Annotated in this window: 25 protein-coding genes; 15 read left to right on the top strand and 10 right to left on the bottom strand. The window is 51.9% G+C overall.

What is annotated here, in order from left to right; genetic code table 11:
• The first annotated feature begins 55 nt into the window (after positions 1 to 55).
• The 4 genes from dusA (at position 56) to WKJ03_RS11195 (ending at position 2,335) form a co-directional block, all read left to right on the top strand.
• On the top strand, positions 56 to 1,033 hold the full coding sequence (gene dusA, locus WKJ03_RS11210) for a tRNA dihydrouridine(20/20a) synthase DusA (RefSeq protein ID WP_337842295.1): 978 nt from the start codon (positions 56 to 58) through the stop codon (positions 1,031 to 1,033).
• Positions 1,034 to 1,199: 166 nt separating this feature from the next.
• A complete protein-coding gene (locus WKJ03_RS11205) occupies positions 1,200 to 1,478 on the top strand; it encodes a hypothetical protein (protein WP_337842294.1) in 279 nt (92 codons plus the stop codon).
• A gap of 3 nt (positions 1,479 to 1,481) precedes the next feature.
• Positions 1,482 to 1,607 (top strand): hypothetical protein, encoded by a 126-nt coding sequence (locus tag WKJ03_RS11200; protein ID WP_337842293.1) that lies wholly within the window; start codon positions 1,482 to 1,484, stop codon positions 1,605 to 1,607.
• Between the two features lie 521 nt (positions 1,608 to 2,128).
• Complete coding sequence (locus WKJ03_RS11195) at positions 2,129 to 2,335, top strand: PspC domain-containing protein (protein WP_337842292.1); 207 nt, start codon at positions 2,129 to 2,131, stop codon at positions 2,333 to 2,335.
• Between the two features lie 46 nt (positions 2,336 to 2,381).
• Here the strand turns inward: WKJ03_RS11195 and prmA are convergent, their stop codons facing one another.
• The 6 genes from prmA to cutA all read right to left on the bottom strand — a co-directional run bounded on the left by prmA (position 2,382) and on the right by cutA (position 7,995).
• Complete coding sequence (prmA, locus tag WKJ03_RS11190) at positions 2,382 to 3,260, bottom strand: 50S ribosomal protein L11 methyltransferase (RefSeq protein WP_337842291.1); 879 nt, start codon at positions 3,258 to 3,260, stop codon at positions 2,382 to 2,384.
• Positions 3,261 to 3,363: 103 nt separating this feature from the next.
• A complete protein-coding gene (gene accC, locus WKJ03_RS11185; protein WP_337842290.1) occupies positions 3,364 to 4,707 on the bottom strand; it encodes an acetyl-CoA carboxylase biotin carboxylase subunit in 1,344 nt (447 codons plus the stop codon).
• Positions 4,708 to 4,721: 14 nt separating this feature from the next.
• Positions 4,722 to 5,174 (bottom strand): acetyl-CoA carboxylase biotin carboxyl carrier protein, encoded by a 453-nt coding sequence (gene accB / locus WKJ03_RS11180; protein ID WP_337842289.1) that lies wholly within the window; start codon positions 5,172 to 5,174, stop codon positions 4,722 to 4,724.
• 29 nt (positions 5,175 to 5,203) lie between these two features.
• A complete protein-coding gene (gene aroQ, locus WKJ03_RS11175) occupies positions 5,204 to 5,662 on the bottom strand; it encodes a type II 3-dehydroquinate dehydratase (RefSeq protein WP_337842288.1) in 459 nt (152 codons plus the stop codon).
• Between the two features lie 253 nt (positions 5,663 to 5,915).
• Positions 5,916 to 7,688, bottom strand: a complete 1,773-nt coding sequence (locus WKJ03_RS11170; RefSeq protein ID WP_337842287.1) for a protein-disulfide reductase DsbD — start codon at positions 7,686 to 7,688, stop codon at positions 5,916 to 5,918.
• Positions 7,681 to 7,995, bottom strand: coding sequence for a divalent-cation tolerance protein CutA (cutA, locus tag WKJ03_RS11165; protein WP_337842286.1), 315 nt, complete (start codon positions 7,993 to 7,995; stop codon positions 7,681 to 7,683). The genes WKJ03_RS11170 and cutA overlap by 8 nt, the downstream gene beginning before the upstream one ends.
• A gap of 221 nt (positions 7,996 to 8,216) precedes the next feature.
• On the opposite strand from cutA, the gene WKJ03_RS11160 reads away from it, so the two are divergent.
• The 3 genes from WKJ03_RS11160 to WKJ03_RS11150 all read left to right on the top strand — a co-directional run bounded on the left by WKJ03_RS11160 (position 8,217) and on the right by WKJ03_RS11150 (position 11,129).
• Positions 8,217 to 8,507, top strand: a complete 291-nt coding sequence (locus tag WKJ03_RS11160; RefSeq protein WP_337842285.1) for a co-chaperone GroES — start codon at positions 8,217 to 8,219, stop codon at positions 8,505 to 8,507.
• A 42-nt stretch (positions 8,508 to 8,549) separates the two neighbouring features.
• A complete protein-coding gene (gene groL, locus WKJ03_RS11155) occupies positions 8,550 to 10,184 on the top strand; it encodes a chaperonin GroEL (RefSeq protein ID WP_337842284.1) in 1,635 nt (544 codons plus the stop codon).
• A gap of 216 nt (positions 10,185 to 10,400) precedes the next feature.
• Positions 10,401 to 11,129, top strand: a complete 729-nt coding sequence (locus WKJ03_RS11150) for a hypothetical protein (RefSeq protein WP_337842283.1) — start codon at positions 10,401 to 10,403, stop codon at positions 11,127 to 11,129.
• A gap of 46 nt (positions 11,130 to 11,175) precedes the next feature.
• Here the strand turns inward: WKJ03_RS11150 and WKJ03_RS11145 are convergent, their stop codons facing one another.
• On the bottom strand, positions 11,176 to 13,230 hold the full coding sequence (locus tag WKJ03_RS11145) for a S9 family peptidase (protein ID WP_337842282.1): 2,055 nt from the start codon (positions 13,228 to 13,230) through the stop codon (positions 11,176 to 11,178).
• A gap of 182 nt (positions 13,231 to 13,412) precedes the next feature.
• On the opposite strand from WKJ03_RS11145, the gene WKJ03_RS11140 reads away from it, so the two are divergent.
• From WKJ03_RS11140 to WKJ03_RS11115, 6 genes are all read left to right on the top strand, one after another.
• Positions 13,413 to 14,450 (top strand): FAD:protein FMN transferase, encoded by a 1,038-nt coding sequence (locus WKJ03_RS11140; protein ID WP_337842281.1) that lies wholly within the window; start codon positions 13,413 to 13,415, stop codon positions 14,448 to 14,450.
• A gap of 3 nt (positions 14,451 to 14,453) precedes the next feature.
• A complete protein-coding gene (locus WKJ03_RS11135) occupies positions 14,454 to 15,350 on the top strand; it encodes a virulence factor BrkB family protein (protein WP_337842280.1) in 897 nt (298 codons plus the stop codon).
• Positions 15,331 to 16,284 (top strand): prolyl aminopeptidase, encoded by a 954-nt coding sequence (gene pip / locus WKJ03_RS11130; RefSeq protein ID WP_337842279.1) that lies wholly within the window; start codon positions 15,331 to 15,333, stop codon positions 16,282 to 16,284. Before WKJ03_RS11135 ends, pip begins: the two co-directional genes overlap by 20 nt.
• On the top strand, positions 16,285 to 16,722 hold the full coding sequence (dtd, locus tag WKJ03_RS11125) for a D-aminoacyl-tRNA deacylase (protein ID WP_337842278.1): 438 nt from the start codon (positions 16,285 to 16,287) through the stop codon (positions 16,720 to 16,722). It abuts the gene before it with no gap.
• A 9-nt stretch (positions 16,723 to 16,731) separates the two neighbouring features.
• Positions 16,732 to 17,631, top strand: a complete 900-nt coding sequence (locus WKJ03_RS11120) for a bifunctional GNAT family N-acetyltransferase/hotdog fold thioesterase (RefSeq protein ID WP_337842277.1) — start codon at positions 16,732 to 16,734, stop codon at positions 17,629 to 17,631.
• Between the two features lie 100 nt (positions 17,632 to 17,731).
• Entirely contained in the window at positions 17,732 to 18,349 is a 618-nt protein-coding gene (locus WKJ03_RS11115; RefSeq protein ID WP_337842276.1) for a restriction endonuclease, read from the top strand.
• Positions 18,350 to 18,531: 182 nt separating this feature from the next.
• Here the strand turns inward: WKJ03_RS11115 and WKJ03_RS11110 are convergent, their stop codons facing one another.
• On the bottom strand, positions 18,532 to 20,559 hold the full coding sequence (locus WKJ03_RS11110) for a methyl-accepting chemotaxis protein (RefSeq protein ID WP_337842275.1): 2,028 nt from the start codon (positions 20,557 to 20,559) through the stop codon (positions 18,532 to 18,534).
• Between the two features lie 227 nt (positions 20,560 to 20,786).
• The gene (gene hutC, locus WKJ03_RS11105) at positions 20,787 to 21,521 is read right to left on the bottom strand and encodes a histidine utilization repressor (RefSeq protein ID WP_337842274.1); all 735 of its coding nucleotides are present in this window, start codon (positions 21,519 to 21,521) and stop codon (positions 20,787 to 20,789) included.
• 110 nt (positions 21,522 to 21,631) lie between these two features.
• Between hutC and hutI the strand changes: the two genes are divergently transcribed.
• Positions 21,632 to 22,861: an imidazolonepropionase gene (hutI, locus tag WKJ03_RS11100; RefSeq protein ID WP_337842273.1), complete on the top strand. Its 1,230-nt coding sequence runs from the start codon at positions 21,632 to 21,634 to the stop codon at positions 22,859 to 22,861.
• Positions 22,862 to 22,916: 55 nt separating this feature from the next.
• Entirely contained in the window at positions 22,917 to 24,428 is a 1,512-nt protein-coding gene (locus WKJ03_RS11095) for a bifunctional diguanylate cyclase/phosphodiesterase (RefSeq protein ID WP_337842272.1), read from the top strand.
• Here WKJ03_RS11095 and WKJ03_RS11090 read toward each other — a convergent pair.
• Entirely contained in the window at positions 24,425 to 25,474 is a 1,050-nt protein-coding gene (locus WKJ03_RS11090; protein WP_337842271.1) for a formimidoylglutamase, read from the bottom strand. The two genes, WKJ03_RS11095 and WKJ03_RS11090, sit on opposite strands and share 4 nt — an antisense overlap.
• Position 25,475 lies beyond the last annotated feature (1 nt).

The following is a 25,475-nucleotide window of genomic DNA, read 5'->3' as shown; positions in this document are numbered from 1 at the left end:
TTGCCCGGGCCAGCCTGTCCAGGCAGCGAAACCTGATAACTGAGCCGATTGCCACATGCCACACAGCCAACTCTCCCACCGTTTCTCCGTTGCGCCCATGCTCGATTGGACAGACAAACATTGTCGTTATTTTCATCGTCTGTTGTCACAACATGCAGTGCTGTATACCGAGATGGTGACGACAGGAGCCATTATTTATGGCCAGGGTGATTATCTGGGCTTTAACGAGGAAGAACATCCTTTAGTGGTGCAGCTGGGCGGTTCTGATCCGAAAGATATGGCGCGTTGCGCCAAACTTTGTGAAGAACGGGGCTATGACGCTATTAATATCAACGTAGGCTGTCCGTCGGACAGAGTGCAAAACGGTATGTTTGGCGCCTGCCTGATGGCACAACCACAACGGGTGGCTGATTGCGTGAAAGCCATGGCAGATGCAGTGGACATACCGGTGACAGTAAAAAGCCGCATTGGCATTGATGAGCTCGACAGTTACCAGTTTCTGGTTGATTTTATTGGCACCATCAGCGACGCAGGTTGCCAGCAGTTTATTGTGCATGCCCGTAAAGCCTGGCTCAGTGGTTTAAGTCCTAAAGAGAACCGCGAAATTCCGCCGTTGGATTACCCGCGTGTGTACCAGTTGAAACAGGATTTTCCGCAGCTTGATATCAGTATTAACGGCGGTGTCAAAACGGTGGATGACTGCCTGAGCCATTTGCAGCATGTGGATGGCGTGATGGTAGGGCGCGAGGTGTATACCAACCCCTTATTGCTGGCTGAAATTGACCAGGCCATTTATCAGGACAACAGGGCTGTTCCAACACCGCATCAGGTGGTGGAACTGATGATCCCTTATATAGAACGGCAGATGGCCACTGGCAGCCGATTTTGGCATATAGCCCGTCATATGCTTGGTTTGTTTCAGGGAGTGCCCGGAGCCCGCTTGTGGCGACGTCATTTAAGTGAGGTTGGGCATTTGCCTGACAGCGGTCCACAGGTGTTATTGGATGCCTTGGCCAAGGTGCCAAACAGATAGCTAAAAAGTGGTGAATTTCACCACTTTTTTTATTCCTACGGTTTTCGCTGAAATGGATGAGTAAAGCTAATACTCCAAGTTGTTGTTTATTAAAATATTATTTTTTTATTCAGTTTGGCACAGCAATTGAACTATCTGATTGTCCTTAACCCAATGGAGAATCACGATGAAAACTTTAATTGCTGCCGCTGTACTGTCTGTATCCGCTATCTCTGTGCCTGCTCAGGCAACGCAGGTTGATTTAGCAACCCTGACTGATTTCAGTGTAAAAGCCCTGACGGCTGATTTTATTGCCAAACAGATCAGTGACATTAAATACTCTGTATTGATGCAGGCAGAGCAAAGCATGGCTCAGTTAACTGCTGCAGCCGCACCACAACAAACTGAGCAGGCAGTGACTGACAAAGCCCCGGTGGTGAAAATTATCGATCAGACCGGAGAGTAACGGATGCTGATGTTAACTGTCTGGCTGTTAGGGTTGTTTTTATTACCTGTCGCCAGTGTCGGAGTGATCTCCCTGTTGTGGCACTGGCTGAGTCAGCCGCTAAAAATCCCTACGATAACCCGGTCTTAGCAGTACCGGGTTTTTTACATCTGCTCTGGGCTTCTCGTTTGCATTGGCTGATTCGCCATTCTGTTACAAAGCCTGTTTTCATTTCTTTGCCCATTGGTCCACCTTTACCTGCAACATAATCATTTTGACTAAAAAGTGGTCAAAAATTTATTTGTGCGATATTTAATCGTCACGCCGGGTTAATTAGCTTGCATTTAATGCAGTTAACTTATTGATATTTATAGTGAAAAAATAATTTCAAAATTTGGCATCAAAGTTGAATTAGATAGATATCAGTAAATCGCTGATCACTAAATTGACTAACTTGAGGAGAGATAAAATGGAAATGGTAGCTTTCGCTGTCGTAATGGCTTGGTTAAGTGTTGTGGCTGTTTGGGCTTACGACGAGTGTTAATAAATTCACCACTGCAGGCAAATAACATGACGCTGGTAATGCTTAACATTGCAGTCGTCTGGGCTCTGGCAGCAATGATGTGGTTTCTGGATCAGAAGGTCAGACAACAGACGGGGGAGTATGACAAATGAGAACAATCAATGATGGTTCGTGGTTTATCAACAAAGCGCGACGGAAAATTGCAGGGGTCTGCGCTGGCTTTGCCAGTTATTATGACCAACCCGTCTGGCTGGTCAGAGCCTTGGTGATCCTGCTGGCTTTGTGTTTTCCAGTTGCGGTCCTGGTGGCTTACGTGGCGGCTGCGGTATTTTTACCGGCGCGTTGGGTGATTTAGTATGAAGTGCTGTACCGCAGGTGGCTGTGGCCACCTGCCGAATTGATTAACGCTTACGGGCCGTCAGACGAACCCATTCTTCTTTGACCGCCACAGGGTCAAATTCGAATTCAGTCTGATAGGCAGCAATCACGGAATCGGCCTGGCTTTCCAGAATGCCAGACAATGCAAGTAAACCTCCGCTGCGAACATAAGCACTGATCACGCTGCTGAGTTCCGCCAAAGGCCCCGCCAGAATATTGGCCACCACCACATCAGCCTGCAGACTTGGCTGGTCTTTTGGTAAGTACAGCTCAATTTGTCCTGCAACACCGTTGCGCTCTGCATTTGCTTTGCTGGCTTCAATGGCCTGAGGGTCGATATCAATGCCAATCACCCGGGCAGCACCCAATTTCAATGCGGCTATGCCTAAAATGCCGGAGCCACAACCAAAATCAACCACTGTACTTTGGCTTAAATCCTGCGCATCCAGCCATTCCATACATAAGGAGGTTGTCGGGTGGGTACCAGTACCAAAGGCCAGGCCTGGGTCCAGCATCACATTGACTGCTGACGGGTCCGGAATATCACGCCAGCTGGGACAGACCCACAGCCGTTTGCCAAACTGAATAGGGTGGAAGTTATCCATCCATTCGCGTTCCCAGTCTTTATCTTCCAGCTGTTCCAGCTTGTACTGCACACCTTGTTTAAAGATGGCGGCTTGTTCCAGCTGGCGGATCACTTTGGGCATCGGGTGTTCAGCATCAAACAGACCCACTACGACCGTATTGGTCCAATACAGCACTTCCCCAGGCATGGGTTCATAAATAGGGGTGTCGGCGGCGTCGACAAAACTGACGGCCTGGGCTCCCCAGCTCATCAGCATGTCACTGACCTGTTCAGCTTGTTTTTCTGTGCTGTGCACACGAAGTTGGATCCAAGGCATACAAAAACTCGTTCAGCGGTAAAAGCAGGGGGCGAATTGTAGCAATAAAAAACAAAAAGGGTCAGAGCTTTGGCTCTGACCCTTCAGGTTATTTTCAGCACTCTTACTTCAGACCGAGTTTATGCTCTAAATAGTGGATATTGGTGCCACCTTTATTAAAGTTTTCGTCGTTCATAATCAGCTTATGCAGTTCGATATTGGTTTTAATGCCACCGACCACCAGCTCGCTCAGTGCGTTGCGCATCCGCGCTAAGGCGATATCACGGTTTTCACCGTAAGTGATCAGCTTGCCGACCATGGAGTCGTAGTTTGGCGGCACTGTGTAATCTGCATAGATGTGTGAATCCCAACGCACACCGTTACCACCCGGTGGGTGGAAGCGGGTGATGGTGCCAGGCGACGGGATAAAGGTCTTGGCATCTTCAGCGTTGATCCGGCACTCCACTGCGGCGCCGCGGATCACTACATCACTTTGTTTCAGACGCAGCTTTTCGCCGGCGGCAACACGCAGCTGCTCTTTGATCAGATCCACACCTGTGATCATTTCTGTCACAGGGTGTTCAACCTGAATACGGGTGTTCATTTCAATAAAGTAGAACTCGCCGTTTTCGTACAGGAACTCGAAAGTACCGGCACCACGGTAATTCAGGTCAATACAGGCCTGCACACAACGGCCGCCGATAAAGTCACGTTGCTGCTGGGTAATGCCCGGCGCCGGTGCTTCTTCCACTACCTTCTGGTGACGGCGCTGCATGGAACAGTCACGTTCGCCCAAATGGATGGCATTACCCTGACCGTCCGCCAGCACCTGAATTTCGATGTGGCGTGGGTTTTCCAGGAATTTCTCCATGTACACCATGTCGTTACCAAAGGCAGCTTTGGCTTCTGCTTTGGTCATCTCGATGGACGATACCAGCTCTTCTTCAGCACGAACCACCCGCATACCACGGCCACCACCGCCGCCAGCGGCTTTGACAATGATCGGGTAGCCAATACGTTTGGCAATAGCTTTGTTCGTCTCAGCGTCGTCACCGACGGCACCATCGGAGCCCGGTACACAAGGTACACCAGCTTTTTTCATCGCTTCAATGGCAGAAACCTTGTCACCCATCAGACTGATGGATTCGGGGCGCGGGCCGATAAAAATCAGGCCACTTTCTTCCACTTGCTGCGCAAAGTCGGCCCGTTCAGCCAAAAAACCATATCCAGGGTGAATAGCCTGGGCATTGGTCACTTCCGCGGCCGCAATCAAAGCCGGAATGTTCAGATAACTTTGTGGTGATGGGGCCGGGCCGATGCAAATGGTTTCGTCGGCCAGCAACACATGTTTCAGGTTGCGATCGACAGTCGAATGCACCGCCACTGTTTTAATACCGAGTTCTTTACAGGCGCGTAAAATACGCAGCGCTATTTCCCCCCGGTTGGCGATCAGGACTTTTTCTAGCATGGGACTGCCTTCTGTTATTCGATCACAAACAAGGGCTGGTCAAACTCTACCGGCTCGCCGTTTTCCACCAGAATTTGCGTCACAGTACCGGCTTTATCGGCCTGGATCTGGTTCATCATTTTCATCGCTTCCACGATGCACAGGGTATCACCGACTTTGACGCTCTGACCTACCTCAACGAAGGATTTGGCGGTTGGCGACGCGGCACGGTAGAAAGTACCGACCATAGGAGAACGCATCTGGTGACCCGAGATGGCTGGTTTGGCCGCCTCAGTCGGGGCTGCTGCGGCAGCTGCTACAGGGGCTGCGACCGGAGCCGGAGCTGCGGCGTATTGAACCGGTGCATACTGCTGAACAGGGCCGTTGCGGCTGATTCGAACCGATTCTTCACCTTCGGTGATTTCCAGTTCGTTAATACCTGATTCTTCCAGCAGTTCGATCAATTTTTTAATTTTTCTGATATCCATGACATAAGTGCCTGTGTTGTAGTGGATAGTTAATTGGTTGATTTTGTTGATAACTGCGATACAGCTGCTTGCAATGCAAACTGGTAACCCATGGCGCCAAAACCACAGATCACCCCTTTGGCTATATCGGACAAATACGAGTGCGCCCGGAAGGGTTCGCGGGCATGTACATTGGACAAATGCACTTCAATAAAAGGAATGGCGACGCTGAGCAGCGCATCACGAAGTGCAATACTGGTATGAGTAAAAGCGCCCGGGTTAATCAGAATGTAATCCTGTTCGCCCATCGCCTGATGAATGGCATCAATCAGCTCATGCTCGGCATTGGATTGCAGATGGCTGAGCTCGACCTGCATTGCTGCGGCTTGTTCGGTCAGTTGGCTGACAATCTGGGCCAGAGTCTGGGAACCATAGATCTGAGGCTCACGTTTTCCGAGCATGTTCAGATTTGGGCCATTGAGCAGCAAAATCTTTAATTTTGACGCCATAATACGCGAAGTTCCCCAAAAATTCTTATTGTGCAGTTTATCCTGCCAGAGCAGCTGTACAATTGCATCTTTTTTAAGCAGAGGCCAGGTGGTCCTGCAGTTTTGCGCCTTATTATAGTGAAATCGTTGCAAATGGCAGCAAAATACTGGTCTTATCAGCAGAGCGGAACTTTTTTGGCTGGTGGTGGACGATGGCAGCTAAAAGAGCGCAAAGCCAGTACAGAACTGACTTTGCTTGTGACCAATGCCAAGATTATTGGTTCAGTATTGCGGTTAAATGACGCTGAAAATCAGCAGGTCCCATAAAGCCGGTGACGCGGGATTGCGTCAGTTCCTGGCCGTTTTTGCCAAAAAGCAGCAAGGTTGGCAGGCCAATCACCTGAAAATGATCCAGCACTTGCTGATCAATCTCGTTGGCTTCTGTCACGTCGATTTTAATCAACACAAACTGGTTCATCAGGGTTTTGACGTCGGCGTCAGCAAAGGTGATGTGTTCAAACTCTTTACAGGCCACACACCACTCAGCAAACAAATCAACCAGCACAGGTTTGCCTTCTGCCGAGGCTTGCTGCACCGCTTGTTGCAATTCTTCCAGTGTATCCAGAGTCCGGAAGCCGGCTTGTGCCACAGGCTGAGCGGTCGTCACAGCAGGTGCTGGCAGCCAGTACCATAAGTTTGCGCCGACGGTACCGAGCACCAGGCTAAGGGCCAGCACCCAGCTGCTGCTTTGAGCCAGAGGCTGCTGTAACTGACGGGATAACGCATGCAGATACACCGCCAGCATCAACAGCAGCAGGCTCGACGCAACCACCACGGCGGAAAACGGCACAAAACGGGATAACAGCCAGACCGGCACTGCCAGCAGCAAAAACGCAAAAATGGTTTTGACCGCATTCATCCAGGCGCCAGCTTTGGGTAAGAATTTCCCGCCTGTGCTGCCCAGCACTAATAAAGGTAAGCCCATGCCCATACTCAGGATGTACAGCGTCAGCGCACCAAGTGCCAGATTGCCGGATTGCGCCACATACAAAAGCGCTGCTGTCAGCGGTGCTGTGGTGCAAGGGGAGGCCACCAGACCGGACAACACGCCCATCACAACGGCGCCTTTGACACTGCCACCTTGCTGTTGGTTGGACAGCTGGTTCACTTTACTGAGCCAACGTTCTGGCAGGCTCAGGTTAAACACACCAAACATCGACAGCGCCAGCAGCACAAATAAGACACTGATGGCCACTAACACCGCCGGGTGCTGAAAGTAAGTCTGGAATTGCAAGCCCAGGCTGGCCACCAATAAACCTAACAGAGAATAACTGATGGCCATGCCCTGCACATAAGCCATCGACAGGCTGAATGCGCGTTTACCACTGAGCTGCTGGCCCTGTCCGACAATAATGCTGGTCAGAATAGGGTACATAGGAAAAACACAGGGCGTGAAGGCCAGGCCCAGTCCCAACAGGAAAAACAGCGCCAGCGTGGTGACCAGGTTATCGCCCTGCAATTGCCCCAGCAGCTGCAGTTGTTCAGATACCGGGGCCTCTGTTGTCGTTGTGGCTGATGCCTGCACCAGAGCTGTTGCCGCCGCCGTGGTGGCGGTAAGCGGAATTTCGAGGGTCTGTACCGGGTAGCAGAGCCCGGCTTCAGCACAGCCTTGATAACGCACTTTAAGCAAGCCATCAGGCCCAACCTGGCTCAGCGGAATTTCCAGGATCACCTGGTGAAAGTAGACCTCAGACTCGCCAAAATATTCGTCGGTGATCAGGCGGCCTGGTGGAAACTGCGGGTGGGAAAAACTCAAATCCACGCCGGCAAATTTAAATTTATCTTTATAAAGGTAATACCCGTCTGCAATGGTAAAGCTGAGTTTCAGTGCGTTACTGTCCTGACGAAAATCGGCCACAAAGGCCTGTTCAACAGGTAAAAATTGCGGTTGTTGAGTCAGCTGAGCCAGTACGCCGCCAGGTTGCACCTGAGCCAGGCTGAGATGGGAAAAAAGTAAACACACAAAGAGCAGTAAGGATCTAATCACGTTCAGTTACCTCATACAGCCAAGTCTGATACGACGCCAATGCAGATTCTACAGGCAAAGCGATAATTTCCGGAACCTGATAAGGATGCAACGCCAGAATGGCCTGCTCTATCTGGACATAATCCTGCTTACGGGCTTTCAGCAGCAGAGGGATCTCTTGTGTCTGCTCTATTTTTTCTTGCCAGTTGTAAACAGAACGCACTGGGGGCAACAGATTCGCACAGGCAATTAAACGCCGTTGCAGCAAGTCATGGCTGATTTGCTCAGCGACGGCTGTAGTGGGGCAGTTGCAGAGAATAAGCAACATCATGGTCTCCTGATTTGGACATACCTTCACTGACCTGAGCGGCACAGTTTTTATTGCATGGTTTGGGTCTGTTTGCTGGAAAAATGTGCAATCAGTCTGGCTCAGGCATTTTTTTCGGCAGCAGCCCTTGGGATTGTAAGGGCTTTGCCCCATATAGCCAGTACTCAATTTTTAGCGTCAGCTAATTTATAAACAAACTCGCTTTTAGGAGATAAAAAAGCATGAACATTCGTCCATTACACGATCGCGTGATCATCAAGCGTCTGGAAGCTGAAAGCAAATCCGCTGGTGGCATTGTGCTGACTGGCGCTTCTGCTGAAAAGTCTACCCGTGGCGAAGTGGTGGCAGTAGGTAACGGCCGTATTCTGGAAAACGGTTCAGTGAAGCCATTAGACGTCAAAGTAGGCGACAAAGTGATTTTCGGCGCTTATGTAGAACGCACAGAAAAAATCGACGGTCAGGAATATGTCATCACCAAAGAAGACAACATCCTGGGCATTATCACTGAATAACTGAATTTTCCGTCTGAAAACCAAATTTGAGGATTAGTAAACATGGCAGCAAAAGACGTACGTTTTGGCGATGACGCCCGCAATAAAATGTTAAAAGGCGTAAACATTCTGGCGAATGCTGTTCGCGTTACTTTAGGCCCGAAAGGCCGTAACGTGATTCTGGATAAATCATTCGGCGCTCCGCTGATCACCAAAGACGGTGTGTCAGTGGCCAAAGAAATCGAGCTGGAAGACAAGTTCGAAAACATGGGCGCTCAGATGGTGAAAGAAGTGGCGTCTAAAGCCAATGATGAAGCCGGTGACGGTACTACTACTGCTACTGTACTGGCGCAAAGCATCATCAACGAAGGTGTCAAAGCTGTTGCCGCTGGGATGAACCCAATGGACCTGAAACGTGGTATCGACAAAGCTGTTGCTGCCGCGGTGGAAGAGTTAAAGAAACTGTCTCAGCCATGTGCCGATAGCAAATCAGTGGCTCAGGTAGGTACTATTTCTGCCAACTCAGACACTGAAATTGGTGAAATCATTGCCAGCGCCATGGACAAAGTGGGCAAAGAAGGCGTGATCACCGTCGAAGAAGGCCAGGGTCTGGCGAATGAGCTGGCTGTGGTGGAAGGGATGCAGTTTGACCGCGGTTACCTGTCTCCGTACTTCATCAACAACCAGGAAGCGGGTCAGGTGGAACTGGACAACCCATTCATCCTGACAGTGGACAAAAAAGTCAGCAACATTCGCGAGCTGTTGCCAGTGCTGGAAGGTGTGGCGAAATCTGGCAAGCCACTGCTGATCATTGCTGAAGACATCGAAAGCGAAGCCTTAGCAACCTTAGTTGTAAACAACATGCGCGGTATCGTGAAAGTGACTGGTGTGAAAGCGCCTGGTTTCGGTGACCGCCGTAAAGCCATGCTGCAGGACATTGCCGTACTGACAGGTGGTGTGGTGATTTCTGAAGAAATCGGTCTGGAACTGGAAAAAGCCACGCTGGAAGATTTAGGTACTGCTAAACGTGTGGTGGTCACTAAAGACAACACCACCATTATCGACGGTGCCGGTGAGCAGGACGCCATTGATGGTCGTATCAAACAAATCCGTCAGCAAGTGGAAGAAGCCACTTCTGATTACGACAAAGAAAAACTGCAAGAGCGTCTGGCCAAACTGGCTGGCGGTGTGGCTGTAATCAAAGTCGGTGCTGCTACTGAAATTGAAATGAAAGAGAAAAAACACCGCGTTGAAGACGCGCTGCACGCAACCCGTGCTGCCGTTGAAGAAGGTGTGGTGCCTGGCGGTGGCGTGGCTCTGGTGCGTGTTGCAGCGAAAATTGCTGGCCTGACCGGTGCCAACGAAGATCAGACGCACGGTATCAAAATTGCGCTGCGCGCTATGGAAGCGCCACTGCGTCAGATCGTCGACAACGCAGGTGACGAACCTTCCGTAGTCGTCAATGCAGTGAAAGGCGGTGAAGGCAACTACGGTTACAACGCGGCCAACGGCACTTACGGTGATATGGTCGAAATGGGTATTCTGGACCCAACCAAAGTGACCCGTTCTGCACTGCAGTTCGCTGCTTCTGTCGGTTCACTGATGATCACCACCGAAGCTATGGTGACTGAACTGCCGAAGAAAGATGCACCAGCTGCACCAGATATGGGTGGCATGGGCGGCATGGGCATGATGTAAGCCTGGCTGTTTAAGCACTGCACAAAACCCGGCCTGGTGCCGGGTTTTGTTTTTTTCGCTTTGCTTCAGCCAGGGTACAGCCTGGTTGCCTTAGCGTTAGGCCAAGCGCTGTGTTTTTGCTACACTGCCGCTCCTCTGACGATGTCTGGACTGACGGCACCTTTTGGCTGACCCTTGGTCTAACCCCGACCCTAAACAAAGGCTGGATACTAATTGATGCGAATTTTTTTGCTCCCTCTGCTGGTGTGCAGTGCAGTGCTGATGGCAGAAGAAACCGGTCAGGCCAATGCAGAAGGCAATGCGTTGTCTTATGCACTGAAGGTGGCGAAACCATTGAAAGCCAGTGTGCAGAGCCGTTGTCCGGATGACACGGCGTTGTCAGTCGTGCTGGATGCGGAAAAACAACAACTCTGGCAGGATTACTGGCTGGATCAGGCCAAAGCGGCAAAAGGTTCAGCACTTTATGCCTGGGTGTATGGCCCGGACTGGCTAACCCGCTTCAGGCACCAGTTGTTTCCTTTAACTGGCGAACTGCAGAGGCCAGCCCGCCTGGGTGACAGCTACCGTTATGAATACAGCTTTGAGCAGTCTGAGCAGGCAAATGTAGCCTTCCCGGATATGCTGGTGTTTGATATCCGCTTCAACGGTTTTCTGAACGCGCAGACGCCGGATTTACAAATCCAACTGAATAAAGACTTGAGCCGGGTGGCTGGAGTGGCGGATCTGGATTTGGCACTGAATCAGCGTATGGTGCACAACCCTTGCCTGGTGGCGACACTGAACAGTGCCGTGGAAGCAGAACAGGTGGAACTGAAAGTTGCAGGGAAATCAGTGAAACAGCTGCGCTTGAGTGATGAGTTATTACCCAGCCGGCTCTGTGTGGTGGAAATCCACCAGCAACAGCAGGTCGTCGGCTCATTTATGATGCCAGCCACACAATGCTGACCCTTGATGACAGGGGCCAGAGCGGGACTCTGACCCCAAGGCCTGTTTAGGGCTGGGTTCGGTATTTGGCAAACCAGGCCAGGCTGTATTCCACTTTACCAATCATTCGGCTGGGTTTGTTTGAAATTCCGTGTGGCGAGCCAGGGATACGTACCATCACAGTGTCGACCTTGCGCAGCTTCAGCGCCTGATAAAACTGTTCTGATTCGCTGATCGGCGTGCGTCTGTCTTCTTCGCCTGTCATTAGCATCACAGGGGTTTTGACATTGCCCACCAGCGATAAGGGCGAACGTTGCCAGTAGTGCTCCACATTTTCCCAAGGCGTGCCCGGAAACTGATGGTAAGTCTGGTACAGGTACGAATCCCCAGTCAGTACTTTACTCAACCAGTTAATAATAGGTTTAGCGACCACAGCCGCTTTGTAGCGGTCAGTCAGGCCAACGGCATAAGCTGAGGCGATACCCCCGGCTGACCCCCCGGCAATAAACAGGTTATCCGGGTCAACAAAACCCAGTTCAATCATCGCGTTGACCCCTGAATCGTGGTCGGCGTAATCCTCTTTCGAACTGTATTTACCATGCAACAACATGGCGAAACGCTCGCCATAGGAGGTGCTGCCTCTGTGATTGTCGTAAAACACTACATAGCCTTCTTTAGCAAACCGCTGCATTTCGGCGCTGAAATGCGGGCCATAGGCCAAATGCGGGCCCCCATGGATCTCCAGCAGCAGAGGGTACTTTTTGTTAGGGTCGAAATCGGGCGGGGTGATATACCAGCCCTGAATGGCTTCGCCATCAAAGGACGATTTGTAGTGAATTTCATGCACCTGCCCAAGCTTTTTATGGCCCAACAGGTCTTCATTTAATTCGGTCAGTACCCGGGTTTTGCCATCCACCAGCAGCGCTACATCGGCAGGCCGCTGCGGGGTGCCACGGGTAAAAGCTATCACTTCATTATTCAGGCTGTATTCGCCGCTTAAATACGGCTGTGGTAAACCGGCACCGGACAATTCATTGGTCAGTGGCGTCAGTTTGCCGGATAAACTGACCCGGGCCAAAGTGCGTTTGCCCTGGTCGTCAAACTGCACCACCAGTTCGTCATTATCCAGCCACTGCGGATTCTCAATGTCTCTGTCCAGCCCGGCCTGAAGGTCGGTTACTTTGCCGCTTTTCAGATCCATCACCTTCAGTTTGCCATTGGTGTAAGGCACCTTGGCATTGTTGCCCCAGACAAAAGCCAGCTTTTTGCCGTCTGGTGAAAAAACCGCTGCGCTTTCCTGGCCAGGCATGGAGGTCAGCTGGGTCAGTGCGCCAGTCTGCAGGTTGATTTGATGCAAATCGCTGTCACGTGGCTGATACTCCCAGTCTCTATTCAGATTGGCAGAAAACACCAGCCCCTGACTGTCCGGCGTCCAGCTCAGGTCAGCGCCGTAGTTGAAGTCGCCATCGGTCAGTTGCCGCTCTTTGCCCCCTGTGGCGGGCACCACAAACAGATGACGGTATTCCGACTTCAGAATACCGGCACCATCGGCTTGGTAATTGGCGCGTTCAATCAGGGTAAAAGGCGCTGACCATTTGGCACCTTCAGGCTTTTTCGGCAGCTTGGTGCTTTTCATCAAGGCTGTCGGTGCGGCTGGCACACTCATGGTGAATGCCAGTTGTTTGCCATCCGGTGACCAGCTCAGGTTACCGGGACTTTTTTGCAACTGACTGACCAAAGCGGTTTTATTCTGATTCAGGTAATGCACATGAATTTGACGTGAGCCGCTGCGATCGGAAATAAAGGCAATGCGGGAGCTATCATCAGACCAGCGTGGTTGACTGTAATTAAACTGGTCCGCAAAAAGTGGTGTCTGGGCACCGGTTTTCACATCAATCAGCCACAAACTGCTGTGGGTGCCGTCGGTCATGATGTCATTACTGTTCCGCACATAGACCACAAAACGGCCGTCCGGCGATACCTGCGGATCGGCGGCGTACTCCAGTGCAAAAATATCTTCGGATTCAAAATAGGCGGAACTGGCAGCGAATGTGGCCTGGGGCAAGGCAGCCAGCAGGCTCAGCCCCAGCAGGGCATGACGGAATAAAACAGGGTGTTGCATAGGAAACCTCAGTATTTTTTCTTATCTCGCTTACCCTAACGCAGAGCAGCCTTTTTGCCCACCACTGCAGCGACCAGCTCCCGTATTCTGGCGTCTAATCTGGCGGCCAGGCGCGCTGCGGCTGGATTTTAGCAGGCTGATAAATTACACTGGCCGCATCTTTTCCCGCCAGTTTTATTGCTATGTTATTGAATCGTCTGTGTTGTTTTGTTGTGGTCAGCTTATCTGTGTTGGGCTGTTCTGACCCTGATCCCATTCAGCGGATCTCAGGCCCGGCTCAGGGCTCGACTTTTATGGTCAGCTATTGGTCAGAGCAGCAGGTCGATAAAGCTGCACTTGAGCAAAAACTGAAGCAAGAGCTGGATCGTATTGATCAGTTGATGTCGAACTACAGACCTGATTCGGTGATTGAAGGCTTTAATGCCCAGCAAAGTGCCGAACCTGTGGAAGTTGGCACTGAGCTGGTGCAACTGGTGCAAATTGCCCGTGAGGTATCGGCCCACAGCCAGGGCTGTTATGACCTGACGATTAAGCCATTTTTTGAGCTTTGGGGTTTTCGTGGTGACAAGCTGACCAAACCCTCGGATGAGCAAATTGCAGAAACCAAAGCCTTGATTGGTCTGGATAAAGTGAAAACCGTCAGCCACAGCCAGCTGGCAAAAACTCAAGCGTCACTGCGTATTGATGTGTCGTCCATTGCTCAGGGCTACACAGTGGCGCAACTGGCCAAACTGATGGACCAGGCCGGTATTGAGAACTATCTGGTGGAAGTGGGGGGGGAACTGATAAGCCGGGGCCGCAAACCTGAACAAAAGCAATGGCGCATTGCGATAGAAAAGCCACTGCCAGATTCGCAGACCTTACAGAAAATTATTGCTGTTGAGCAAACACAACCGCTGGCCATTATGACGTCTGGTACTTACCGGCATTTTTATGATGAGGCCGGTGTCCGTTACAGCCATGTTCTGGACGGTCGCACCGGCGCGCCTGTCACGCACCATACAGTCTCAACAACTATTCTGATCCCGGATGCCACCTGGGCCGACGCCTGGTCCACGGCTTTTTTGTGTCTGGGCAGCGAGCAGGGCCTGCCGCTGGCGGACAAGCTGAAATTACCAGTGCTCTTTATTGACCAGCAAGGCAGCAGCTTTGTTGAGAAGCCCAGCCAGGCGTTGACCGAGGCTCTGGCGTCCAAACAAGCCTTCAGTTTTGTGGAGTAACCCATGATGCCTGCAGGACGGCCCTGGCAGCAGTATCTGCATCAGACATATAGGGTGCTGGCATTGTATGTTCAGCGTTGTCTGCAGGATCAGATTAATGTGGTGGCCGGCTATCTGGCCTATATTTCCTTGTTGTCCCTGGTGCCGCTGATTGCGGTGATGTTTTCGGTGATGGGGGCTTTTCCGATGTTCGCCGAATGGCGTACTCAGCTGGAGGCCTTTATTTATGCTAATGTCGTCCCTTCACGGGGGGATGAACTGCGGCTCTATATTGCTGGTTTTGTCGAAAATATTGGCCGGATGACGGCGGTAGGTGTGGGCGCTCTGGTCCTGGTGGCGCTGATGCTGATTCATAATATCGACAAAAGCATCAATAAAATCTGGCGGATAGAAAAACGACCGCGACTGATTATTTCGTTTTCAATTTATTGGATGCTGCTGACTTTTGGTCCTATTTTGCTCGGGGCCTCAATTGCTGTGTCGTCTTACCTGCTGACTTTGTCAGGTTATGCCGAAGATTACACGCCGGGTCTGAGTAATCTGTTGCTGACGCTGACGCCATTTTTCTTTTCCGTTGCCGCCTTTTATCTGCTGTATTTATTGGTGCCCAATACCAAAGTGAAGTATCGCCATGCGCTGGCTGGTGCTGTGCTGGCCAGCCTGTTGTTTGAACTGTTGAAAAAAGGCTTTGCGCTGTACATCACTTATTTTCCGTCCTACCAGACCATTTATGGGGCTCTGGCCTTGGTGCCTATTTTGTTTTTGTGGGTCTATCTGGTGTGGTGGCTGGTGTTGGCGGGGGTGGAATTCACCGCATTGTTGCAGCAGCTCTACCCCTTAAATCAAGCCGAGCAACAGCAACAGCGCGAAGGAGAGGTTAATGAGTCCGAAAATACCTGAGCCTTATGCAATACAGTGGTTACCGACTGCAGACGGCCATCAGCTGTACCTGGAACAAAGTGGCGCACCTGACGGAATTCCTGTGCTGTATTGCCATGGAGGCCCTGGTGGTGCCAGTTCACCTTTTCATCGCAGCCTGTTTGACCCCCGCCGCTACCGCATCATTTTGTTCGATCAGCGTGGTTGTGGTCAGTCCAAACCTCTGTACAGCCTGACCAACAATGATACGCAACACCTGGTGGCGGATATGGAACTGATCCGCGAGGCTTTGGGGATAGAGCGCTGGCTGGTGTGTGGCGGTTCCTGGGGCAGTACACTGGCGCTGGCGTATGGGCAGGCGCACGCATCACGTTGTCTTGGCTTTATTTTGCGCGGTATTTTCCTGGCCAGGGATGAAGATATTCAGTGGTTGTATGGCCAGGAAGGTGGGGCAGCCCAGGTGTTTCCTGATTTTTACCGTGATTTTTTCGAACCCATAGCTGGCTCGGAGCTGGATGACCCGATCAGGGCTTATCATCAGTTGTTGCACTCTGATCAGCACAGAACCCGATTGGATGCAGCCTTAGCCTGGAGTTTATGGGAATCGCGTATTGCCAGCCTGCGCACGCACCCTGCTGCTTTTGCCGGAGAGCAGGAAGAAGATGCTGCGCTGGCGTTGGCGCTGATTGAAAATCACTATTTTATGCATCAGAGCTTTTTGCAGCCGAACCAACTGTTGAATGGTGTTGCCGCGATACGGCATTTGCCCTGCATTCTGGTGCATGGGCGTTATGACATGGTGTGCAAAGCAGAAAACGCCTGGCAGCTGGCGCAGCACTGGCCGCAGGCCGAACTGGTCTGGGTGGAAGACGCCGGGCATTCTGCGTCTGAACCGGGTATTACAGCGGCTTTGTATCAGGCGTCGGTGCGGATGGCGCTGAAATTGGGAGCGTAAATGAAGGCGTTGTTACAACGGGTCCGACAGGCGAAAGTTGAAGTGGCGGAGCAGATTGTTGGGCAGATAGGCTGTGGATTGTTGGTGTTGTTGGGAGTGGAGCAACAGGACACTGAACAGCAACTAAAAAAATTGGCAGATAAAGTACTGAAATACAGAATGTTTTCTGATGAAAACGGCAAAATGAATTTGAACGTGCAGCAGGCCGGTGGTGCTTTGCTGGTGGTGTCGCAGTTTACGCTGGCTGCGGATACCAACTCAGGTTTAAGACCCAGCTTTACCCCTGCAGCTTTACCCGATCATGCACAGCAGCTTTACCTGCAATTTGTCAGCTATTGCCGCAGTCAGGGGATAGAAGTGCAAACCGGCCAGTTTGCTGCTGATATGCAGGTCAGTCTGACCAACGATGGTCCCGTTACTTTTCTGCTGCAAAGCTGAGGTGAGTTGATGAAATGGCAACTGCGTTCCCCACAAACTCCCGCTGAATGGCAGGCTTATTACCTGTTGCGCTGGCAAGTGCTGAGGGCTCCCTGGCATCAGCCCCAAGGCTCTGAACAGGATGAGTTGGAACAGGAGGCTTTTCATGCTGCGGCCTGGACTGAACAAGGCGAGGTAGTGGCCGTCGGGCGGGTGCATAAAATTAACGCGCAACAAGCTCAGGTGCGTTATATGGCGGTGTCGCCAGATTGGCAGGGGCATGGTCTGGGTGCTTTGGTGTTACAACAATTGGAACAACAGGCACTGCAGTGGCACGCGCAACAGTTGGTACTGAACGCCCGGGAGAGCGCCGCAGGTTTTTACCGTAAGCTGGGTTATCAGTACCTGGAACCTGCCAAAGCTTTGTTTGGTATTGCCCATGACCGTTACGGCAAAGCTTTGGCATTTCAGGCGAATACCAGCACGCTGGCTGACTGGCGTGCCGAGTTGCAACAAACCTGGCATCAGACTATTCCACTGTCAGCCTATATGCAGCTTGGCATTGAGCAACTGAGTCCCTGGTGCCTGGAGACTCAGGTGCCGTTGCCGCCCAATATCAATCTGCATCAGACGATGTTTGCTGGCAGTATTTATACCACAGCGACACTGACCGGCTGGGGCATGGTCTGGTTGCTGTTACAAGAGCATCAGCAGCACGGTCATATAGTGCTGGCCGACGCACAAATTCGTTATCTGAAACCAGTACCAGGCGCAGCCACAGCACGTTGTTACCGCTATCTGCATCAGGTGGACTGGACCGCCTTGGCTCAGGGGCGGAAAGTCAGGGTGCCTGTGACAGTCGAGCTCTGGTCTGACTCGGTTCTGGCGGCTGAATTTCGTGGCCAGTTTGCGGTGTTGCCTAAGCATTAAACAGAAACCAACCCCTTATTATTCCTTTATCAACAGATGATCAGGTAATCAGCTGTTGCCAGAGCCACACTCACACCTCGTTTTCTGAGGAGAATTAGTGATGAACAACAAGTGGCTGATTTGCTCCTGTATTGCAACTGGTATCGGAATTCTTGCCGGTGCAGGTTACCTGATGTTTTCTGAGTATTCGGTGCTGTCTGGTTATCAGGACTGGGTGCTCAGCAGCTTTTGGTCGAACTCATTGCTCTGGACCTTTGTTGTGATGTTTTTAATGGCTTTGGTGTTTAATGTGCTGGCTTTTCTGGAGCTGGAGCGGCAGGAAGACCTGCTGAACCCGATGGCCTGGCTGAATGACGGCAAAGGAGAGCGGTCACAGCAGCAGTACAAATACAGCACTGATTTGCTGCTGGAACATTTACAGCGTGATATGGAGTCGCTGGAGCGGCATGACTCGCATTATCTGGTCCGTAACCGGCATCAGGCATTGCTGGTGTATATCCAGCAGGATGCCGAAGCTCCGCTGACCGTGTCTTTGGTGCGCTCTGTTTTCCAGCAAATGCTGATGCAGAATTGTCAGCGAGGCCTGATTGTCAGCTGTCAGCGTATCAATAGTCAGGTGCGGCTCTTCGCTAACGAAGCCGGGATAGAGTTGTTTGACCATCAGAAGCTGAAACGTTACCTGAGCAATGAACAAAGTGGTCAGTTAGTGCTGATATAACGGCTAAGTAAGGCTTTCGTCATGTTTTATCCGAAGATAAATACGATGATGTTCAGGTAGTTACCAATCTGATTAACGGAATACACAAAGATAAAGGATGACACACTTCCTGCCTGGCCAGAGATTCTCTGGCCATTTTTTTTGCTGTAATTTGGGTGGCAGCTGGTGATGAAAGAGCTGGGTTAATGCAATCTGAAGTGCTGAACTGATGCCTCCAGCCGGCCTGCTGCGGTGGCCACTTGCTGGCTTTGTTCCAATGTGCTGGTTGCCCGCTCTGTACTTTGTTCAGCCAGCTCGACCATGCTGTGCATCCGCTCTTCAATGGCGTGCCCGAGCTGACGTTGTTCTGCGCTGGTTGTCGCAATGTGGTCACTTACCTGATGCATACTGCTGATCGCTTGATTGATGTCCTGCAATGCTTGCATCAGTTGCTCGTTCTGGCTGACACAGAGGTTGGCGTCTTGCTGACCTTTCTCCACTGAACTGACCGCCTGCACACTTTGCTGTTGTAACTGACTGATCATATCCCGGATTTCATCTGTCGCCTGCTGGCTGCGTACGGCCAGAGAGCGGACCTCATCAGCCACTACCGCAAAACCCCGGCCTTGTTCGCCGGCACGTGCTGCCTCTATCGCTGCATTCAGTGCCAGCAAATTGGTTTGTTCGGCAATACCCCGGATGGTTTGCAGAATGCCGCCAATATTGTTGGACTGGCTGTTCACCTGCTGCATCAGCTGGCTGGTCTGGTCCAATTGACCTGCCAGTTGCACCACGGCCTGGTTATTCGCGGCAGAGATCCGGTCTATAGCCTGGCTTTGCTGCAGGGCTTGTTGCATTTGCAGCTGAGCCTCGTCGGCCTGCGCAGCTATTTGTTCAGTCTGACCCGCTAATTGCACGGTAATTTGATTCACTGTGGCCACTTGCTGGTTCTGGGTACTCAGTGCCTGGTGAATCGCAGTAATTTCTTCGCTGGATCGGTGTGCGCTGTGGTTCAACTCCAGCACCCCTTGCTGAATTTGTTCAATCAGCTGACGCAGCGCCCGGGTCAGGCGGTTGACGTTGGCCGACAGCTCGCCAAATTCATCCTGCGAACGAATATCCAGCTCGCGGCTTAAATTGCCGGAGGCGATATCCGCCAGTACTTTATTAATGCCGGACAATGGCTGAATCATCGCTTTAATGGTCAAATAGGCGGCGGTCAAAGCCAGCCCGACCAGAACCACCATCATCAGAATGGTCCGCACCGTGCCTGAGTTGACCGACGAGGAAAGGTCTTGCTGCAGGCTGTTAAACTGCTGCTCGGCGCCAAGAATTAACTGGTCAAGCGCAGCAATAGCTTCCCGAACCTGTTGCTCTGACTGCAGAAACTGTTCACGGGCGCGCTGCAGTTCGTCCGCCTGCTGCAGTTTGATGCTGACCAGGTTGGGGCTGGCCTCCAGCCGGGTTTTGGTGTCGTTCAGCTGACTGAGAAAGTCCTGCCATAAATCACCGGCCTGAACCTGTGGAATCAGGTTGGCAATATAGTCCAGATTGCCTTGCATATCGCTGAAGGTAAAACTCAGGTTTTCCTGGCTGCTGGCCAGTGGTTGCCTGCTGCTGTAAGCCGCAGTTTCCCGCACCGTTTGCAGCAATTGCAGCAACTGACCATCGACCCGGCTGGCGGCTCCGGCAATCAGTTCCACTTGGGCAGATTTGCCTGGCACCTCCAGAAAGGATAAATCCACCAAAGTGGCCCCGGCAGTATCAATGAGTTGCTCCAGTTGTTTCAATTCGGCTTGAGCCAACTCGCCGTGCTCTAAGGCTTTTAAACGTGCATCGAACAACGCACTGACCGCCTGCTGATAATTCTGGTAATGGCCTGAAGCTAATGCCAACTGGCTTTTTAAGCTGTCATCCTGTTGCACCAATTGTCCCAGCGTCTCTATCAGTTGCCGATAGCTGTCGGACGTGTTGCTGAAGTCGGTTTGAATGGCTTTAATTTCGTCTGCTTTTTCGACGGTAAAACCCATAGCGGACAACTTGGCTAACCGCAGTAGCTGAATCTGGGCTTTATTGCTATGTTGTTGAACAGGCACTGCGGTTTCATTGATTTGATTGCTGGAGCTGCTGACGACCGCAAAACTCCATAAAGACGACAAACTGGCAATCAGTAACAGCAAGGCAATAAAGCCAAAGCCCAGATAAATCTTGTGAGCCACCCTGAGTTTCATAAAATCATCCCAACTTCTGTTCTTGTTATTAGTTTTAGAGCATGTTGACGCTGATGCGCACAGCCGTCTGACACTAACAGAGTTTTCACAACTGGTCTAGCCAGACTGGTGCAGCGTTACTGGGCTTTCGCTGAGATAAAATGCAGCCCGGCTGCGGTTAGCGGCTTGATATGTTCAATGTGGGGCCTTTTGGAATAATTTGCACCAGATTGGGGCGCTCTGTTGGGTCAAGGGGCAGGTTTTTTCTGTGACACCGTCAGCTGACCACCCAGCCGGTAACGGCTGCCAGCTGAGGTCAGGTAAGCAAAACTGACGGCTCCGCCCCGGCTGAAGGTGCGCCGGGTCAGGCGTAAACAAGGTTCAGAGGGCGGGATCTTCAGGTATTTCTGGCACAGCTCGTCAGGCAACACGGCTTCAATTAAATGTTCGGCATCGGTCAGCGGTGCCACTGCACTCAAATACTCATGTGGAGTCTGGTAGTGGAAATCCTGAGCCAGATAGTCTGGAATCATCATCGGGTTGACATAACGGGCTTCCAGTTGCAAAGGGGTCTGGTTGTCATAATGCACAATGAGTGAAAAAAACACTGGCTGATGACGCACCATGCCGAGTGCTGAGGCCACCAGGGCCGGGCAAGGCAGGCTGGTCAGTTGCACCAGCTGAGCACTGTGAAAATGGCCGCGCCTGGTGATATCGTCGGCAATATTACGGATTTCCAGTAAAGAGGATTGTGACTTGGGTGAGGCCACAAAGCTGCCTACCCCCTGAGTGCGGTACAGTACTCCTTGTTCTGTCAGCTCTTGCAAGGCACGGCGTGCTGTCATCCGGCTGACACCAAACTGGCCAGCCAGCTCGTTTTCCGATGGGATCCGGCTGTGTTCAGGCCAGGCGGCGCTCTCCACCTGCGCCAGAATATGGTCTTTGATGGTGACAAATTTTTTGTTGGAGGCCGGGTGATCCATGGCAGTACCAGTGGCGGTCAGTTTTATGCTTACTCTAGAGTCTATCTCTTGTATAGACAAGTTGTTCGGTTAGAATTGCTGACATCAGACAGGTTTTTTTTGGGGTGTTTATGCAAGATTTCGACGCAGTCTGGGTGAATGTTCAACTGGCAACTATGACGGATGCAGCGGAGCCTTACGGGACTATTGCGGATGGCGCTTTGGCAGTCAAAGACGGTCGTATTGCCTGGTTGGGCCCCAAGGCCGCACTGCCAGCCACAGATTTGCTCCGCACCCCTTTGTATGATGGGCAAGGCCAGTGGTTGTTGCCTGGTTTTATTGACTGCCATACCCATCTGGTTTACGCCGGCAGCCGTGCCAATGAATTTGAAATGCGTCTGAATGGTGCCAGTTATCAGCAGATCGCCGAAGCGGGTGGCGGTATCAAATCCACAGTGGCGGCCACCAGAGCGGCCAGCCATGAAGAACTCTTTGTGCTGGCAAAAAACCGGCTCAATGCTCTGCTGAGTCAGGGAGTCACCACTGTAGAAATCAAGTCCGGTTATGGGCTGGATCTGGCCACAGAACAAAAGATCCTGGAAGTGGCGGCTGAGCTGGACAGAGTGCACCCGGTCGATATTCAGAAAACCTTTTTGGGTGCGCATGCGGTACCGGCTGAGTACCAGGGCAACGCAGAGGGCTATATGGCGCTGGTGGTGGAAAGCATGTTGCCACAACTGGCAGCTTTGGGTCTGGTGGATGCAGTGGACGTATTTTGTGAAGGCATTGGTTTTTCTGTTGAGCAAAGCCGCCGGCTCTTTGAAAAGGCCCAAAGTCTGGGGTTGCCGGTTAAGGCGCATGCCGAGCAGCTCTCCTGCCTGGGAGGCACCCGCCTGGTGGCCGAGTTCAGCGGTTTGTCGGCTGACCATATTGAGTACCTGAGCGAAGAAGATGTCAAAGCCATGGCGGCGGCAGGCACTGTGGCTGTATTGCTGCCGGGCGCGTATTATTTTCTGCGTGAAACCCAACAGCCTCCCGTGGCTTTGTTGCGTCAGCATGGTGTGCCCATGGCCATTTCCACCGATTTAAACCCTGGCACTTCACCTTTTTGTAATTTACCGCTGATGCTGAATATGGCCTGCACCCTGTTCCGTCTGACCCCGGAAGAAGCCTTGTTGGGTGTCACCCGTCATGCGGCTGCGGCTTTAGGTTTATCCGACCGTGGTCAGCTGGCCGTTGGGAAAAAGGCCGATTTTGCGCTCTATGCGATAAGCCAGCCAGCAGAGCTCTGTTATCAGTTTGGCGTCAATCCACTACGCCAACTGGTCAAAGATGGTCAGGTGCTGCGACTTCCTGTCTAGACAATCATAAAATCTGAAGTAGGATTAAGAAGTTAGCGTTTTATAAGGGGTAGGTGTGCGACGAATTCTGATAGCGGTCACAGTGGTATTGGTTTGGTCGGCCCCTGCTTTGGCGCAACAACAACAGGACCCGCTGGGCTGGCTGGTCAGTGCTGTGTTGGCCCTGCTGCTGCTCTGGACCTTGTGGCTGCTGCGTAAAGCCAAAACTCAGCTGCAAGTTTCTGTACCCATGCGCCCTGACAGCTCGGATGATTTGCATGATGAACTGAGTGGTTTGCCGAATAAAGCCAGGCTCAGTCAAATTGTTAAACGATGGGACAAACAGCAGCGAGGTAAAAAGGCCGCATTGCTGGTGTGCAAAGTGCAACACTTTGACCGGGTGAATCAGGCGATAGGGGCACAAAATGCTGATTTGTTATTGGTACAGATTGCTCAGCGCCTGCAGCAGCGGCTGCTCTCTGAAGCACAAGCCTGTCTGCTGGATAAAGAGAATAAGGTGGCCCACCTGGGGGGCATTTATTTTGCGCTCTGGCTGGATGCCTCTGAAAAACAGCATGGTGCGGAACAGCTGGCGCACAAACTGGAATACCAGCTGCCCCAGTCTTTATTGATCCATGGCTGTGCCATTGATTACCAGCTACTGAGCGGTATTGCCTGTTACCCCGAACATGGTGAACAGCTCAATGAATTGCTGGATAAAGCGCTGCTGGTGCTGCAACACCGTCAATTTGGTCACAGCCACCATCTGGTGTATCAGTCGGAGCTGACACAGTATGATCAGGATAAACTCAGCCTGATGGCTGAACTGCAACAGGCGATAGATTCCCAACAACTGAAACTGCATATCCAGCCACAGCTCAGCCTGACTGATCACAAGGTGCTGGCCGGTGAAGTGCTGATCCGCTGGCATCACCCACGCCGGGGATTGATGGGGCCGGATCAGTTTTTGCCGCTGGCCGAACAAATGGGGGTCATTTACCCGCTAACCCGCTGGGTGCTGGAGCGGGCCATTCAACTGCTGGCTCAGTTACAGCAACAGCAGCTGCATTGCCAGATAGCAGTCAATCTGTCCAGTAAAGATTTGCTGCAGGACGAGCTGGTGGACACTGTAGAGCTATTGCTGAATAAGTACCAGGTGCCTGCCAGTCTGTTGATTCTGGAGCTGAAAGAAAGTGCGTTGGTGGCCGAGCCTGATTTAGCGTTACGTACTTTACATCATCTGTCTCAACTGGGAGTGGAGCTGGCACTGGACGACTTTGGGACCGGGTTCTCGTCGTTGGCCTATCTGCGTGAACTGCCTATTCAGCAGGTCAAAGTGGATTGTTCTTTTGTGTTTGACCTGCACCGTTCCGATACCCACAGCGCCATCACAGGCGCCATTATCGATATTGCGAAAAACCTGCAGTTCACAGTGGTCGCCGAAGGTATTGAACAACAGGAAGTCGAGCAGAAACTGCTGGCAATGGGCTGCAGCAGGGGGCAGGGTTACCTCTATGCCAAACCTTTTGCTCTGGACGCTTTTGTACCCTGGATGCAGCAGTGGGGTTACAGCAAAGCCAGTTACTAAACTGGCCTGGCTTGTTTCGCCATCACAAAAGCGCACACCAGTGCGGTCAGGATCTGACCCGCGTCGTTCATTCCGGCCGCCAGGCCAGAAGGGTGACGTTCTGGTGCTGCTTCGGCCAGATGCAGATACTGGCTGTCCGCATAACTGCCCAGCAGATAGACAAAATGTTCAGCCTGTTGCACCGACACCCCACAACTGTTGTAAGCGCTGACCGGCATACCGGTAATCGCATCTGTGTCCAGCTCAATCCCAAAAGGCCCGGAATGCTTTGCCAGCCATTGTTGTAACAGCGCTGGCCAGTCGGCCTGCTGACGCACAAATAACTGTTGATAACTCAGTACATCGACTTTTTCCGCTTGCAAACCTGCCAGGGCTGCTGCTGAATTTTTTAGTTCATGCAGACCCATCACCAGATAATGCTGCAAGTACCCCTGAGCTTTGGCGTAACTAAAACCGTTGCCGCTGTGCCGGCCTTCCAGCAAACGAAAATCGGCATGAGGGTCCAGGTTAATCGCGTTCACCGGCTGGCCCCGACTGCGGCTTAAGCCCGCTAACAAAGGCAATGCATTGTTGTGGCCGCCACCTATCACTACGGGCAGCAGTCCGGCGTCGAAGATCGCCAGCAGCACAGGTTCCAGCCGCTGATCCAGTTCAGCACACAAGGCTCTTAACTGCTGCAGTTGCTCTGGCTGCGCCGGGTCGAGCTGCAGACTTTGTTGCTGTAAGTCGGCGCAGTCCAGTTCACCCAACAGCATTAACTGGCTGGCATCCAGAAATGCATTGGCCTGCAGGTTAATAAATTTGCGGATAAAAGCGTTCCAGCCCTGAGTGGCGCCGCCAAAACCCAGGTTGGCACGTGGGCCTATATCCTCAGGAACGCCCAGCAGCACAATACGTACACCGGCCAGTCTGGCCTGCTGCAGGCGTTGGGTCAGGCTGCCCTCTGTTGCGGGCCAAAACAGAGCTTCACCTAAACGCTGTTCGCCAGCGCGCAGTTGTTGAAAGGCCGCCAAGTCGGCGGCCTGATAAAAAATAAACGGAGACAAA

This window comes from Rheinheimera sp., assembly GCF_037442525.1.
GTDB lineage: Bacteria > Pseudomonadota > Gammaproteobacteria > Enterobacterales > Alteromonadaceae > Pararheinheimera.
Note: the sequence above shows the minus strand (reverse complement) of the source record. Positions and strands in the feature narration are given on the sequence as shown.

Coding starts and splice junctions, on each gene's coding strand:
- hutI (WP_337842273.1), top strand. CDS start 21,632: ATGCAAGATTTCGACGCAGTCTGGGTGAATGTTCAACTGGCAACTATG.
- hutC (WP_337842274.1), bottom strand. CDS start 21,521: ATGGATCACCCGGCCTCCAACAAAAAATTTGTCACCATCAAAGACCAT.
- cutA (WP_337842286.1), bottom strand. CDS start 7,995: ATGTTGCTTATTCTCTGCAACTGCCCCACTACAGCCGTCGCTGAGCAA.
- accC (WP_337842290.1), bottom strand. CDS start 4,707: ATGCTAGAAAAAGTCCTGATCGCCAACCGGGGGGAAATAGCGCTGCGT.
- aroQ (WP_337842288.1), bottom strand. CDS start 5,662: ATGGCGTCAAAATTAAAGATTTTGCTGCTCAATGGCCCAAATCTGAAC.
- dusA (WP_337842295.1), top strand. CDS start 56: ATGCCACACAGCCAACTCTCCCACCGTTTCTCCGTTGCGCCCATGCTC.
- accB (WP_337842289.1), bottom strand. CDS start 5,174: ATGGATATCAGAAAAATTAAAAAATTGATCGAACTGCTGGAAGAATCA.
- WKJ03_RS11110 (WP_337842275.1), bottom strand. CDS start 20,559: ATGAAACTCAGGGTGGCTCACAAGATTTATCTGGGCTTTGGCTTTATT.
- WKJ03_RS11150 (WP_337842283.1), top strand. CDS start 10,401: ATGCGAATTTTTTTGCTCCCTCTGCTGGTGTGCAGTGCAGTGCTGATG.
- WKJ03_RS11200 (WP_337842293.1), top strand. CDS start 1,482: ATGCTGATGTTAACTGTCTGGCTGTTAGGGTTGTTTTTATTACCTGTC.
- WKJ03_RS11140 (WP_337842281.1), top strand. CDS start 13,413: ATGTTATTGAATCGTCTGTGTTGTTTTGTTGTGGTCAGCTTATCTGTG.
- WKJ03_RS11115 (WP_337842276.1), top strand. CDS start 17,732: ATGAACAACAAGTGGCTGATTTGCTCCTGTATTGCAACTGGTATCGGA.
- dtd (WP_337842278.1), top strand. CDS start 16,285: ATGAAGGCGTTGTTACAACGGGTCCGACAGGCGAAAGTTGAAGTGGCG.
- pip (WP_337842279.1), top strand. CDS start 15,331: ATGAGTCCGAAAATACCTGAGCCTTATGCAATACAGTGGTTACCGACT.
- WKJ03_RS11205 (WP_337842294.1), top strand. CDS start 1,200: ATGAAAACTTTAATTGCTGCCGCTGTACTGTCTGTATCCGCTATCTCT.
- WKJ03_RS11160 (WP_337842285.1), top strand. CDS start 8,217: ATGAACATTCGTCCATTACACGATCGCGTGATCATCAAGCGTCTGGAA.
- prmA (WP_337842291.1), bottom strand. CDS start 3,260: ATGCCTTGGATCCAACTTCGTGTGCACAGCACAGAAAAACAAGCTGAA.
- WKJ03_RS11135 (WP_337842280.1), top strand. CDS start 14,454: ATGATGCCTGCAGGACGGCCCTGGCAGCAGTATCTGCATCAGACATAT.
- WKJ03_RS11145 (WP_337842282.1), bottom strand. CDS start 13,230: ATGCAACACCCTGTTTTATTCCGTCATGCCCTGCTGGGGCTGAGCCTG.
- WKJ03_RS11195 (WP_337842292.1), top strand. CDS start 2,129: ATGAGAACAATCAATGATGGTTCGTGGTTTATCAACAAAGCGCGACGG.
- groL (WP_337842284.1), top strand. CDS start 8,550: ATGGCAGCAAAAGACGTACGTTTTGGCGATGACGCCCGCAATAAAATG.
- WKJ03_RS11120 (WP_337842277.1), top strand. CDS start 16,732: ATGAAATGGCAACTGCGTTCCCCACAAACTCCCGCTGAATGGCAGGCT.